The sequence below is a fragment of the Buttiauxella gaviniae ATCC 51604 genome (assembly GCF_001654835.1).
GTDB classification, from domain to species: domain Bacteria; phylum Pseudomonadota; class Gammaproteobacteria; order Enterobacterales; family Enterobacteriaceae; genus Buttiauxella; species Buttiauxella gaviniae.
Window position 1 is genome coordinate 58,532 of the sequence record NZ_LXEP01000033.1, and the last position, 12,707, is coordinate 71,238.

The following is a 12,707-nucleotide window of genomic DNA, read 5'->3' on the forward strand; positions in this document are numbered from 1 at the left end:
TTCCACAGGAACTTGCCACATGATGAACCTGGACGAGATGTTAGAAGCAATGACACCGGAAGTTTATCAACGTCTGGTGACCGCCGTTGAGCTGGGAAAATGGCCAGACGGTGTGGCACTGACGCCCGATCAAAAAGAGAACAGTTTGCAGTTAGTGATGATGTGGCAGACGCGCCATAACACTGACCCGCAGCATATGACTATCGGCACTGATGGCAATATCGTGATGAAGAGTAAGCAGCAGCTTAAAGCTGAGTTCGGCATTGAGCCTGCGCCGATTATGACCGTGAAGCTGTAACGGTGAGCTTAAAGGGTGGATGGCGCAATGCCACCCACCCTGGTTTTTAAAATTAATGCTCTGTTTTAATACCCAAATCTTTGGCTAACTCTTTTGCCAACTGATTATTGTCATCTGCGCCATACTCCCAGAACATTGCGCCACCTAATCCTTTAGCTTTGATGTACTCCGCTTTGGCAGCCACTGAACGTGGGTTCTCATACGAGATAGCAAACAGATCTTTGCCCTCAGCAGATTTCATTGTCAGATAAGGCACCTGCGCGTCGTTATCCCAGTGCTCGGTAAAACGTTTTTGCGGATCGTTGAGCATTTTGCTCACAATATCGTTGTATTTCAGATAAGTGTCTTTCGACAGATCCAACCCAAACGATGTAAACACAGTTTTTTCCGGTGCGCCAAAGTAGGGTTGGGTGACCGGGTTTTTAGCTGCATCTGGTTTATCCCAGTCAATGCCTGGCTCCACTGCGCGCTTAGGTACGCGGCCATAGAAACCAATACCCAGATTTAGCTGCGCCGGTTTCATGCCCGCAGCAATGTAGTTACTCACCACATAATCAGCGCTGTACTTATCCGCTTTCGCAACTGTTGGCCAGGCTTTCGAGTCATAAAGATTCGAGTTGAAATACTGAGTGCCGTACGCCATGTCGTAGGCCATCAGATTGATGTAATCAAGCGCTGGCGCAATGGCTTTCATATCGACCCATTCGGTCGGGCCTTTCACGTTTGCAGCCACTGCAATGGTCAGTAATTTTTGTTTGCCCAGCGCAGTACGTAACTCATTGAGCAACGAAGTGAGGTTAGCGCGATCTTCCGGCATGCTGGCTACCAGGCCCCACGCACCGTTGACCGGATATTCCCAGTCCAGATCGATACCATCCAGCCCGTATTTGGCAATAACGTCTTGTGCCGAACGGATAAACACTGCACGATTTTCAGATGTTGCAGCAACGCCTGAAAAACCACGTGCTCCCCAGCCGCCAACCGACAGTAAAACCTTCAACTGCGGATTTTGTTTCCGCAGTGCAGGGATCTTTTCAAGATCTGAGATGACTTTTGGCGAGAGCCAAATTTGATGCAGTTTTGATGCGTCTTTCAGTGCCCCGTTGGTTTCGTCTTTCTCATCGTTGTAAATCAGGCCAAATGAGTAATTGAGGTGGGTTATCTGGCGCACATCAAGTTTATTGATATCGCCACCAGGCCCGGCAGTAACATCACCGCCACCATTGAAATAACCGACGGAGAGGTAAGAGCTTGCTTGAGCCACACCGGCACAAGCGATTTGTATTACTGCCAGCAAGGGCAGCAGTTTACGTGTGAAGACCATAGGGTAGTTCCTCTTTGACGAGCAAGATCGATTAAAAGCCTGACGCAACCCAGCGGGGCGACAGGTAAAAAACACAGCTAACATGCTGCATTAATAAACAAATTCATTATGAGAGCGCTCTCAGAAATGAGCGAGCTATAAAAGTTCAGAATGAGAGCGGAATCGAGAAAGGGAAAAGGGCGCGATTGCACCCTGGAGGAAACTAGTAAGTAAAATCAGCAAACGTCATTAAAGTGGCACCTGCCGCAGACACGGTCTGGAATGCCTTCAGGCTGTCCTGAGGATGAAGGTTCACGCCCCGGCAACCATCTGTAATCACTATCACGTCGTAACCCAGTGTTAGAGCGTCAAGTACCGTGAACTTCACGCAATAATCGGTTGCCAGTCCCATCACAACGAGCTGTTTGATCTCATTGCGAAATAGCCAGCTGTCGAGCTCCGTTTTCTGGCGATGCCCGTTATCGAAAAAGCCACTGTAGCTATCGATTTGAGTGTTTTCGCCTTTGCGAAAAATAGCGTCGATCTCCTGAGTGTTCAGCAAAGGGTGGAGTTGCGCACCTTCGCTGTGTTGTACGCAGTGATCAGGCCACCAGGTTTGTCTCAATCCGTCGAGTTTTCCCTGGGTGTAAGGCTCGGTTTTTTGGACGCTGGCAAAGCTTCCGTGATTAGCTGGATGCCAGTCTTGTGTGGCAACAATTGCATCTCCACGCGTTTTGCAAAAGCTAATCAGCGCATTCGCCACATCAACGATACTATCGCCGTCAGGGACAGCAAGGGCACCACCGGCACAAAAATCATTCTGTATATCAACCATCAACAAAGCACGTTTCATGGTGTCTCCTTACTCGTCTGGGGTGAGTTCACCACGCAAGTTACGCGTCATGGCCTCGCGAATGGCCTGCACATCCAGATTCTGGCTGAGCAAATAATGAAGCTTAGTCAACGTCGCTTCTACAGTCATATCATAGCCGCTAACTACACCTGCCTGAGCCAGTGCGTTACCCGTTGCGTAGCCACCCATATTGACTTTACCGGACATACATTGCGTCAAATTTACAACGATAATGCCGCGTGAACAGGCTTCTTGTAACTCTTTGAGGAACGCGCCGTGCTGCGGAGCATTACCCACACCGTAAGAACGTAGGATCAACGCTTTTACCGGCTGGCGTAAAAAGTTACCGACAACGTCTGCTGAAATCCCTGGATAAATCGTCACCACACCAATCGGTTGTGGGGTAATCGGGTGAACAATTAACTCGCCTTCGCTGTGTGGCGCGGCGGGTGTATTCAGACGTCGAATATGGATACCCGCTTCAAGCAACGGAGCAAGATTTGGTGAGGCAAAGGCATCAAAACCGTCGGCATGGGCTTTGGTGGTGCGGTTGCCGCGATACAGACGGTTATTGAAGAACAGCGTGACTTCGTTAATTGGGAAATTGGCAGCGATGTACAAAGAGTTAAGCAGGTTAATCTGCCCATCAGAACGAAGCTCAGCCAGGGGAATCTGCGAACCAGTAACAATCACCGGCTTGCTGAGGTTTTCCAGCATGAAAGAGAGCGCCGAGGCGGTAAACGCCATGGTGTCGGTGCCATGCAGAATCACAAAGCCGTCGTATTTGTCGTAATTGGCTTTAATGTCATCAGCAATATGCTGCCAGTCCTCAGGCGTCATATCAGAGGAGTCCATCAGCGGCTGATATTCGTGAATCGTGAAATCAGGCATTTCCTGGCGATGGAATTCTGGCATCAAAGCCAACTGGCGTTGTAAGTGGCCGGAAACAGGAATGTAACCGTGCTCTGAACGCTGCATACCGATAGTACCGCCGGTATAGGCAACGTAGATTGATTTTTTTTGCATGAGTGAGCTCAGGGCTGGCTTTTACGTTATGGGGCGCAGTATAAGGCGGTGGGTCAAAAAAAACAGCCCGGTAAATACCGGGCTGGATTAAAGATTATCGCACATCACCGCAGGTCAAGCAGAAGGCGTATCGGTTTTGCGGATCATTCATCGTGCCAAACTTATCGTTTTGCGCTTTTACCGCCAAGGCCGCATCCGCTAACGGTGCTGGTAAATATGCCTGCAACGCTTGTGGCAACATGGCGCGTACCGAGCCGCTCACGCTGTTGAAGACCATATCAAGCACGCTTGGCTCATCCTGCCAGAAAACCAGGTGCCAGCTTTTAAGTTTCGCAAGCTCAGCGGCTTTCGCTACGGCATCATCGAAATCACCCAGGCTGTCTACCAGGCCGTTTGCTTTTGCATCCTGACCTGTCCAGACATGTCCCTGAGCGATGGCATCGATTTGCTCCGGTGTTTTCTTGCGGGAGTCTGCAACCAGGTTCACAAAGCGCTTATAACCGTTCTCGATGGTCAACTGCATCATCTGTTGAACTTCCGGTGGCAGAGATTTGGTCACTGCAACATCGGCTAATGGTGAAGTCGCCACTCCATCAGTATGAACGCCAATCGAATCGAGGCTGTTTTCAACGGTATTGATGACGCCAAAGATACCAATTGATCCGGTTAACGTATTCGGGCTTGCCACAATGTAATTGGCTGGAGTTGAAATCCAGTAACCGCCGGAAGCCGCCATACCGCCCATTGAAACCACAATTGGCTTACCCGCCGCGCGTGCCGCTTCCAGCTCATCACGAATCACTTCTGATGCGGAGACGCTGCCGCCCGGGCTATTTACGCGCAGAACAATCGATTTCACTTTCGGGTCAAGGCGCGCCTCGCGAATTTGCATTGCTGTGGTGTCACCACCAACCTGGCCTGGCGTTTCCTCTCCATCCATGATCGCGCCATTGGCGATAATCACTGCGATAGCATCACCTTTATCAGACGGTTTTTTTACCACGTAGTCATACATGCTGGTGTAGCTGAAATCTTTGTTTTCTTTGTTCCAGCCAAATTGTTTCACCATGGCCTTATCAACCGCGGCGCTGCTGGCAAGTTCATCAACCAGTTTGTTATCCAGGGCATATTTCGCGGTATCGCCCCCCAGTTTTTGCAGGTTATCAAGCAGACCCTGTGCACCCGGGAACACTTGCTGTGCTGTAATCTGGCGGTTAGCTGCAATAGTGGTGAGGTAGTTTTGCCACAGCTCGCCAATCCAGCGGCTATCTGCTTCACGCGCAGCAGGTGACATATCATCCCGAATAAACGGCTCAACGGCGGATTTATAAGTCCCGACGCGGAAGATATGCGTGGAGACTTTCAGTTTATCGAGCAGCGTTTTGTAATAGAGCGAGTTAGTGGCAAAGCCGTGAAGATCCACCACGCCCTGCGGTGAGAGCCAAATTTTATTGGCAAAACTTGCCAGGTAATATTGCCCCTGGTTGTAGCTGTCGCCCACGGCATAAACCGGTTTACCACTGTCGCGGAATTCACGCAGTGCTTTACCGATATATTGCATAGATGGCTGGTCGCCACCGGCAAACTCTTTTAAATCCAGCACAATGCCGGTGATATTGCGGTCATCTTTTGCCTGTCGAATAGTATCGACCACATCAAACAACGAGTTTTCCTGCAGACGATCTGAGCTTGCGCCAAGCAACTGGCGGCCAATCACGCCCAGTTTATTGCTGACTGAAGGCTTATCGACCACCACGCCGGTGATATCAAGCAATAACGCACCGCGTGCAGGTTCTGCTGGCGCGCTGTTAATCTGCATCCAGATCCCTACGCCAACCAGCACCAGCAACACTAAAAATAGGTTGAGAATAAATTCTCGAATAAAGTTAAGTAGACGCCAGGTCCACTTAAAAAAACCGGCAATAAATCGCCCAATGGTGCGCATGTACTCTCCGAATTACTCAGTTTTAGCTGAGGTATAGCTAAAGTGATTGCTATCCTAAATACCCCCAGGGCAAAAGTCAGCAGGAAATCTTTACTGCGCTGTAACAAAATTTACTGCTGTGTTAGTTTTGCCGCTTAAATGTCGTTTTACCCATAAGCTGACATAAGGTACCCATAACCTGACATAAAATGGAAAGTTAGGTCGCTATAATCTAAATTTGTAGTAAAGCAACAACATGTTGGGGGTACTATGTACCGTCGGCAGCTGAAGCACTCACGGGTCAAAAAACTCTTCAAATTTGCCAGTATAAAGATGAACACTGTTTTCACAGTCGAATCATCGCTGTAGTTTGATACCTGTTTTCATCTTGAATTCTCCCCACTGGTCCAGACTTTTGAAGCACAGCCTGAAGGTTTCTATTACTAAACTGAGGGACAGAAATTCCCCTACACCCCTGATTTTCGTGTCACTGACTTTAAGAATAGGCCATATTTTTTAGAGGTTAAACCTGCCGAGTTTGTTGTAGAACCCGATTTTCTCCAGCGATTTCCCGCTAAGCAGCAAGCCGCCTTTGAGCTTGATTGTCCGCTTAAGCTTGTCACAGAAAAACAAATTCGCATGAGTCCCACACTTGGCAATCTGAAGCTGTTATATCGCTATTCAGGGTTCCAGACTATTACTCCTTTACATATGCAACTTATTGAACTTCTTGCGAAAACAGGAAAAGTATCGTTATCCAAATTATGTTATTTAACAGGAGCATCAAAAGGGGAGGTTATTGCATCTACGCTATACTTAATCGCAAGAGAATTGTTTAAAAGCAATCTTACTGAACAGGTGTTTGGCATGACGACTTCTGTATGGGTAAATAGCGAGGTGGAATGAACCATCTCTCCTGTTGACACTTTGTTTGAGGATGAATTCGCTCAACCTCTACTGAGCCTTGTGCGTGAAGTTTATCGCGAAAGTAATGGCTCAGCAGGAATTTCAGACAGTTACTGTGGAGATGTAAGCATACCCATTTTAGTTCCACGCACTTTTTGAGATTTCCGGTTTCTCAGCCATCAGCCGGTACTCTTCCGGTGTCAGGTTATTCAGGGATTCATGGGGCCGCTCACAGTTGTATTCGTTCAGCCAGCGTTCCGTTATTTCCCGTGCTTCGTTCAGCGTTCTGAACAGATAAAAATCCAGTATTTCGGTCCGGTATGTTCGGTTAAATCGTTCGATAACGTCCTTCAGCGCCCGGCATTCCAGACTCAGATCGGCAAACATCTGTTTCAGACGACGATTCTCGTCCTCAAGATCTTTGATATTTTTAATATCAGCGGCTTCCATCCCGCCATATTTCGCCTTCCAGTTGTAGTAGCTGGCTTCGGAAATAGCGGCCTCGCGACACACATCTTTGACGGTGCGCCCGGCTTCGACAGACTTCAGAACGGCCATGATCTGGTGCTCAGTGAATCTGATTTTACGCATGGCGATCTCCCCGGGGACATAATCAGTATGCCGGAAGATTTCTAAAAGGGAATGGCACGGATTACAGGGATACTTACAATCTGTCTCCCAGCAGACAGCACCTTCCAAACGTATTCAATTTCATGTTGACTTATTCCTTAGTGATCACTACAAATTACATAGTGATCACTACATATTTATCCTGACTGCTGATGGCTGATAGGGCAGTGATAAATGAATAACGCCTGGACAGGAACTGAATGGACCCAACAATTACAGAGGAACTGATCGCCAGGCTACAAGCGATGGGGTCACTCGGGCGGCTTTGTTTGCTGGTGTTTTTATTCTTGCCACGTTGTTGTTGTTTCCCGCTTCACCGCTGGCGATGTTGGCAGGATATTTGTACGGTCCGCTGAGCGGTTTGTTGGCAACTTCCATTGCCGGACTGATTTCGGCGGTGCTGGCTTTTCTGATTAGCCGTTATCTGGCAGGAGCACGCATTAAAGCACGGTCAATGCACTACCCAGGATAAAGGCCATCAATACAGTCATCTCTGATGACGGATTTCGGGTGGTGTTCCTGCTCCGTCTGGTATCGATTCTGCCCTTCGTCCCTCTCAGTTATCTACTGGGAATGAGCCGTATCAGTACCCGCCAGTACCTTCTGGCTACATGGGCCGGTCTGTTGCCGGGCACTGTTTTATACGTATTTATTGGCTCACTGGTTTCAGAGGTCAGTCAACTCTCAGAGAGCGGGGAAACTGTCTCTCACATTACTTAGGCTCTGACCATTGCAGGAGGAATTGTGGTCATTATTTCACTGACAATGAGTGCCCGTCGTGCGCGCAGGGTCCTTAATCAAAAAGCAACCCGTTAAGCATCATTCAGATGCGAGGATTTAAGCATGACCAAACCAATATATGTACAGGAATACAACGCGATCGTTAAGGTACTGAATCAGTATAATGAAGGTGGCAAACAGGCTGACAGCAGTATCATGAAACCGGCTTTCAGCAACGAAGCAACCATTTACGGCGTTGACGGTGACGGCAAACTGACCGGTGGGCCTATCCAGGGATTGTTTGACGTTATTGACTCAGCCTTCCTCCCATCGCCTGAAGCACAGGGAGTTATCGTAAACATCGATATTGTGGGTACCGCTGCCAGTGCGCGTATTGATACTAACGATATCTCTGGTTTCTGCTTTACCGACTTTTTCAATCTGCTCAAGGTCGATGGCAAATGGATCGTGTTCAGCAAAATCTATCACACTCATGTTGCCCCCTGATTAACTGAACGTTGGGGTATGCTCCCCTGATGCCTTGTCCTATAGCCTCGACCCAGAAATGACAGGCATCGCTTTTATTGTTCCGTCGTCAGCCATCCTGCGAAGAACTGTGGCCTGAGACGAACAATTATCCTTCATTACAGGTACGAATATGAAAAAGGTATTTATCATCGGTGGTGCCGGAAAAGTAGGGCGCCGGCTGGCACAGAAGCTGTCTGAGCAGGGAAATCAACCCCGTTCACTCTATCGCCATCCGGAACAGGAAGAGCCGCTGCGCGCGCTCGGTGCCATTCCCGTCATGGGAAGCCTGCTTGAACTTGATGCTCAGGGACTCGCTGCCCTGTTTAGCGGTAGCGATATCGTGGTCTTTACGGCTGGTGCTGGCGGTAAAGGTGGCCAGGACATGACCCGAGCTATCGACGGTCACGGTCTGGAGCTGGCCGTTGAGGCTGCAAAACTAGCTGGGATCAAAAGATTCATCCTTGTGTCGGCGTTCCCTGAATCCTTCCGCGCGAAAGGTATGCCGGAATCATTTGAGAATTACATGTACGTCAAGAAACTTGCTGATGTGTATCTGGCAGAAACCGATCTTGACTGGGTGATCCTCCGTCCTGGCACACTGCTTGATGAACCGGGTCAGGGTAAAGTTCGTGCCGGTCTTGCGATTCCCTACGGTGACGTTTCACGTGATGACTTGGCTTGGACACTGGCTGAAATCATCAACCGTCCGGCCATCAGCCGGGTCATTATTGAGCTGACCGCGGGTAATGAAGCTATCAGCACAGCTGTTATGCACATGGAAAAGCCCTGATACAGGAAGAGTTATGATGAAACTGATTGTGCTGGGTGCCCCATCCCAGGCTGTCAGCACCTGTTATCGACTTCAGGTACTTACCTGATTGTGGGGACTTCTGTAAAGCGGATGCCACGCTGGATCCTGTTCCGGGTAAGAACGTGGTGCAGTCGGAGCAGATGCTCTGAGGTCTCTGGCTGATGTTAATTTTGAAAAAGGAATGAACTATGGCAACGGTAACTATTACCCCAGTTGAATTATCAAAGGCATTTCGCCTGATAAACCACGGACCGACGACGCTGGTATCGGCCCGATATGACGGTGTGGATAATGTGATGGCGGCATCATGGGTTTGCGCCCTGGATTATGCCCCGCCAAAGCTGACCGTGGTGCTGGACAAGATGGCTCGTACGCGCGAGCTTATTGAAAAAAGCGGACAATTTGTTATTCAGGTTCCGACTGTTGCACAGATAGCGCTGACACACCATGCAGGAACCCACAGCCTCCACACCGATCCGGAAAAAATGGCTCATCATGGCATTCGGGTGTTTGAAATGCCCGGTACGGATATGCCTTTTATTGAAGGCTGTGCTGGATGGCTTGCCTGCAAGGTTATCCAGGAGCCGCATAATCAAAGCACTTATGATCTGTTTATCGGAGAAATCACGGGAGCCTGGGCGGATTCGCGAATCTTCAGCAACGGCCACTGGAAGTTTGATTCCGCTGATCCAGCATGGCGAAGCCTGCACTACATTGCAGGTGGACAGTTTTATGCCACCGGTGAGGGTATGACTATTGGTGGTCAGGAAATGCCATGATTAACCCGCCTATGCGGGGCGGGATCAAAGTGCCGGATGTCTTAAAATCGCGGCAGGAGCCGAACGGCTTGGGCTGAGATGCGCTTTAGTTCAGCCTGCGAGATACCATCCTGAGCGGGTATGGACATGCCTTCCAGCAGTGTATTCAACGTCAGGGCAAGACCATCCACATCCGTATCAGACGGCAAATGACCAGCTTGCTTACCAGCCTCCAGGCGTTCCCTGAAGTAAATCCTGCCTTCCTCTCTCAATGCCTTAACCGCATCGTAGACATCTTTCGAATCCGGTGAAACGTTGATGGCCGCCAGAACAACCAGGCAGCCACAGGGCGCCTCCTGACTCGTGAGAATAACGGCGGCTTCTTCAAAAAAGTTATGGATAGCGTCATATACGTTTTCTTCCTGACGCATTCTTTCCCATGGCTCATCCCAGAACGTTCTTTCGTAATAATTCACCGCCTCCATAAACAGCTGCGCCTTACTGCCAAAGGCCGCGTACAAGCTGGGCGGATTAATATCCATCACTCGGCAAAGTTCGCCGACAGAAGCTGGTTCATATCCGCATCGCCAGAAAACACCCAATGCGCGAACAAGGGCCTTGTCCCGGTCAAAATTACGGGGGCGTCCTCTTCGTGAGGGGGGACTTTGCGTCGAATCTGTCATATTCCTGCCTGATGAATAAAGTAAAACTGATGGCTCACTATACAAGATTTTGAGGTCATGTGTCGTCGGTAGGCCGTGGTTACCCCGCCCATTCAGTCCCCCTCATTCAGCGAGGTGAAGGCGCGCAGCCTGTTATAACCGGTCAGGATCATTTGACGCAGCAGCGCCTCTTTTTCAACTTTAGCCCGTCTCAGTACATAGTGATGACTGTTGAATTGTATCGATCACTACATAATAGTGTCATTAAGTAGTAAGTGCTACACAAAATATGGGATTTTGTCACTGAGTTAAACCATGATGCATCAGATGTTATCCACCTACGGGCTCCCGTCAAAAGGGCGCCCTCGCGGCTATTAATGTTTCCTCATCCGCTCCGCAGGTAACCCGCTGATAAAAAGCGATAGCTAAAACACCAATTACAAAAACAGCAAAAATGTTCAGAGAGAGAAAAATATGCTTGCCTTTTTATGTAGTGATCGCTATAAATATAATAATATTTAGTGGTCGTTACATAAATATGGCGTAAGACACTTTCTGTCGCAGCGTACGTTTTAGCATTTAAGACATAAACATTACGTCGAGAAAAATGACACAGGAAACAGAATGAACCCGAAATTTGCACCTTTATTTGAACCCTATGCCCTTAATAATGGCGTCATCATTAAAAACCGTTTTACCGTTGCGCCAATGACACATTTTGCCTCGCATGAAGACGGCAGCATGAGTGATGAAGAGCGTAACTTTCTGACCAATCGCTTTGACGGCTTTGGCCTTTTTATCGCTGCAGCAACTCTGGTGTCCCCGGAAGGAAAAGCGTTTGTCGGCCAACCAGAAGCTATTGGTGAGAAAGATTTACCCAGCCTGCGTGAAGTCGTCCGAATTGCTAAAAATCAGGGCGCCACAGTTATTCTTCAGATCCACCACGGTGGTCATCTGAGCATCCCTGAATTGCTAAACGGCCGGGATATGGTGGCTCCTTCAGCAGATGAGAAATCGGGAGCCAGGGCTCTGACCCACAAGGAAATTCGCGATCTGATTACAGCCTTTGCCAATGCGGCGCATTTGGCCATTCAGGCAGGGTTTGATGGCGTTGAGATACACGGAGCCAATAACTATCTGATCCAGCAGTTTGTATCAGGAGAAAGCAACCGCCGTACCGATGAATGGGGTGGTACAATTGACCAGCGTCTGCGTTTCCCGCTAGCCATTGTTGATGCCGTTATGGACGTGAAGAAAAAGTATGCCAGCGAAAAATTTATCGTCGGTTACCGCTTCTCTCCGGAAGAACCGGGTACGCAGGGTCTGACGATGGAAGACACCTTTGCCCTGATTGATGCACTGGTACAGAAACCACTGCAGTATCTGCACGTTTCACTGTGGGACTTCTACAAGAATGCTCGTCGCGGTGCAGATACCTCGCTGACCCGTATGCAGCTATTGCACGAACGTATTAACGGCAAACTGCCACTGATTGGTGTCGGTAACCTCTTTACTGCAGACCAGATCCTCGAAGCCAACCTGACGGGGTGGGCAGAATTTATTGCGCTAGGTAAAACCGTAATGATGAACCCAGACCTTATCAGCCTGATCACGTCAGGTCAGGAAGACCGTATTGTGACGGCTATCGATCCGCATAAGGAAGACCGTTACCGCATTCCGGATAATCTATGGAACCAGAATATGCAGCGTCTTTCTTACCTGCCTCCGGTAAAAGATGACGCGAACTGGCAGTCGCCGGATATTTGATCCACAGAGCAATAAATGCCGTTCTTTTGCTGTTCTCTTACTGTGATTCCGGGCGTTATCAATACGGGCTGGGCTGATAAAGTCAGTGATCCTGAAGGTCGTAAGGCCGATCAGGAACTGAACAAGTTTGCTATCAGTTCTGAAGATGATGCCAATGCTGTTATTTATGCGCTGAACCAGCCGGATAACGTCACAGTAAACGATCTGATTATTTCTCCTACCCTACAGAACTGGTGACAATTCTGCATTATCAATGCGTTATAGAAAATGCCCTAGTTTACCGAAAGGTAGAAAATGTCAGGGCATTTTTTTGTACTACCTGAAGTGCAGGGGTAATCCGAATGTAGATATCCAGATATAAAAAAACAGTCGCTTTTGATAATTACTATTGTTTAGATATTTGCCACTGTACCTCCGCTCCTCGCTCAGAGCGGACGTTTTCCAACTACCACTCCGGAGAAAATGGAAACCGTCATTCTTGCTGCACTTGAAGTCTAAGTGTTCCAGTCATTCGAACCTAT

The 12,707-nt window shown here is 48.8% G+C and carries 14 protein-coding genes; 8 read left to right on the forward strand and 6 right to left on the reverse strand.

Annotated elements, in window-relative coordinates; genetic code table 11:
- Positions 1–22: 22 nt before the first annotated feature.
- On the forward strand, positions 23–298 hold the full coding sequence (locus tag M977_RS19230; protein ID WP_122974001.1) for a YeaC family protein: 276 nt from the start codon (positions 23–25) through the stop codon (positions 296–298).
- A gap of 52 nt (positions 299–350) precedes the next feature.
- Here M977_RS19230 and chiD read toward each other — a convergent pair whose 3' ends face one another.
- The 5 genes from chiD to M977_RS26160 all read right to left on the reverse strand — a co-directional run bounded on the left by chiD (position 351) and on the right by M977_RS26160 (position 6,901).
- Positions 351–1,622 (reverse strand): chitinase ChiD, encoded by a 1,272-nt coding sequence (gene chiD / locus M977_RS19235; protein WP_064518122.1) that lies wholly within the window; start codon positions 1,620–1,622, stop codon positions 351–353.
- 202 nt (positions 1,623–1,824) lie between these two features.
- Complete coding sequence (pncA, locus tag M977_RS19240) at positions 1,825–2,454, reverse strand: bifunctional nicotinamidase/pyrazinamidase (protein WP_064518124.1); 630 nt, start codon at positions 2,452–2,454, stop codon at positions 1,825–1,827.
- A 9-nt stretch (positions 2,455–2,463) separates the two neighbouring features.
- On the reverse strand, positions 2,464–3,480 hold the full coding sequence (gene ansA / locus M977_RS19245) for an asparaginase (protein WP_064518126.1): 1,017 nt from the start codon (positions 3,478–3,480) through the stop codon (positions 2,464–2,466).
- A gap of 94 nt (positions 3,481–3,574) precedes the next feature.
- On the reverse strand, positions 3,575–5,425 hold the full coding sequence (gene sppA, locus M977_RS19250; protein ID WP_064518128.1) for a signal peptide peptidase SppA: 1,851 nt from the start codon (positions 5,423–5,425) through the stop codon (positions 3,575–3,577).
- Between the two features lie 1,023 nt (positions 5,426–6,448).
- The gene (locus M977_RS26160) at positions 6,449–6,901 is read right to left on the reverse strand and encodes a transposase (RefSeq protein WP_074392072.1); all 453 of its coding nucleotides are present in this window, start codon (positions 6,899–6,901) and stop codon (positions 6,449–6,451) included.
- Positions 6,902–7,205: 304 nt separating this feature from the next.
- Here M977_RS26160 and M977_RS26015 point away from each other — a divergent pair, with 304 nt between their 5' ends.
- The 5 genes from M977_RS26015 (at position 7,206) to M977_RS19275 (ending at position 9,778) form a co-directional block, all read left to right on the forward strand.
- A complete protein-coding gene (locus tag M977_RS26015; protein WP_064518131.1) occupies positions 7,206–7,412 on the forward strand; it encodes a TVP38/TMEM64 family protein in 207 nt (68 codons plus the stop codon).
- 41 nt (positions 7,413–7,453) lie between these two features.
- Positions 7,454–7,660, forward strand: coding sequence for a VTT domain-containing protein (locus M977_RS26165; protein WP_425339051.1), 207 nt, complete (start codon positions 7,454–7,456; stop codon positions 7,658–7,660).
- Positions 7,661–7,783: 123 nt separating this feature from the next.
- Entirely contained in the window at positions 7,784–8,167 is a 384-nt protein-coding gene (locus M977_RS19265; RefSeq protein WP_064518133.1) for a nuclear transport factor 2 family protein, read from the forward strand.
- A 151-nt stretch (positions 8,168–8,318) separates the two neighbouring features.
- Positions 8,319–8,978, forward strand: a complete 660-nt coding sequence (locus M977_RS19270; protein ID WP_064518135.1) for an SDR family oxidoreductase — start codon at positions 8,319–8,321, stop codon at positions 8,976–8,978.
- Between the two features lie 209 nt (positions 8,979–9,187).
- On the forward strand, positions 9,188–9,778 hold the full coding sequence (locus M977_RS19275) for a flavin reductase family protein (protein ID WP_064518137.1): 591 nt from the start codon (positions 9,188–9,190) through the stop codon (positions 9,776–9,778).
- A 41-nt stretch (positions 9,779–9,819) separates the two neighbouring features.
- On the opposite strand, the gene M977_RS19280 is transcribed toward M977_RS19275, so the two are convergent.
- Complete coding sequence (locus tag M977_RS19280; RefSeq protein ID WP_064518139.1) at positions 9,820–10,440, reverse strand: TetR/AcrR family transcriptional regulator; 621 nt, start codon at positions 10,438–10,440, stop codon at positions 9,820–9,822.
- Positions 10,441–11,043: 603 nt separating this feature from the next.
- On the opposite strand from M977_RS19280, the gene M977_RS19285 reads away from it, so the two are divergent.
- Complete coding sequence (locus M977_RS19285; protein ID WP_064518141.1) at positions 11,044–12,186, forward strand: NADH-dependent flavin oxidoreductase; 1,143 nt, start codon at positions 11,044–11,046, stop codon at positions 12,184–12,186.
- Positions 12,187–12,201: 15 nt separating this feature from the next.
- The gene (locus tag M977_RS19290; RefSeq protein WP_064518143.1) at positions 12,202–12,423 is read left to right on the forward strand and encodes an SDR family oxidoreductase; all 222 of its coding nucleotides are present in this window, start codon (positions 12,202–12,204) and stop codon (positions 12,421–12,423) included.
- Positions 12,424–12,707 lie beyond the last annotated feature (284 nt).

Excerpts from the sequence above, each read along its gene's own strand:
- M977_RS19230 (WP_122974001.1), top strand. The coding sequence starts at position 23 with ATGAACCTGGACGAGATGTTAGAAGCAATGACACCGGAAGTTTATCAA.
- chiD (WP_064518122.1), bottom strand. The coding sequence starts at position 1,622 with ATGGTCTTCACACGTAAACTGCTGCCCTTGCTGGCAGTAATACAAATC.
- pncA (WP_064518124.1), bottom strand. The coding sequence starts at position 2,454 with ATGAAACGTGCTTTGTTGATGGTTGATATACAGAATGATTTTTGTGCC.
- ansA (WP_064518126.1), bottom strand. The coding sequence starts at position 3,480 with ATGCAAAAAAAATCAATCTACGTTGCCTATACCGGCGGTACTATCGGT.
- sppA (WP_064518128.1), bottom strand. The coding sequence starts at position 5,425 with ATGCGCACCATTGGGCGATTTATTGCCGGTTTTTTTAAGTGGACCTGG.
- M977_RS26160 (WP_074392072.1), bottom strand. The coding sequence starts at position 6,901 with ATGCGTAAAATCAGATTCACTGAGCACCAGATCATGGCCGTTCTGAAG.
- M977_RS19265 (WP_064518133.1), top strand. The coding sequence starts at position 7,784 with ATGACCAAACCAATATATGTACAGGAATACAACGCGATCGTTAAGGTA.
- M977_RS19270 (WP_064518135.1), top strand. The coding sequence starts at position 8,319 with ATGAAAAAGGTATTTATCATCGGTGGTGCCGGAAAAGTAGGGCGCCGG.
- M977_RS19275 (WP_064518137.1), top strand. The coding sequence starts at position 9,188 with ATGGCAACGGTAACTATTACCCCAGTTGAATTATCAAAGGCATTTCGC.
- M977_RS19280 (WP_064518139.1), bottom strand. The coding sequence starts at position 10,440 with ATGACAGATTCGACGCAAAGTCCCCCCTCACGAAGAGGACGCCCCCGT.
- M977_RS19285 (WP_064518141.1), top strand. The coding sequence starts at position 11,044 with ATGAACCCGAAATTTGCACCTTTATTTGAACCCTATGCCCTTAATAAT.
- M977_RS19290 (WP_064518143.1), top strand. The coding sequence starts at position 12,202 with ATGCCGTTCTTTTGCTGTTCTCTTACTGTGATTCCGGGCGTTATCAAT.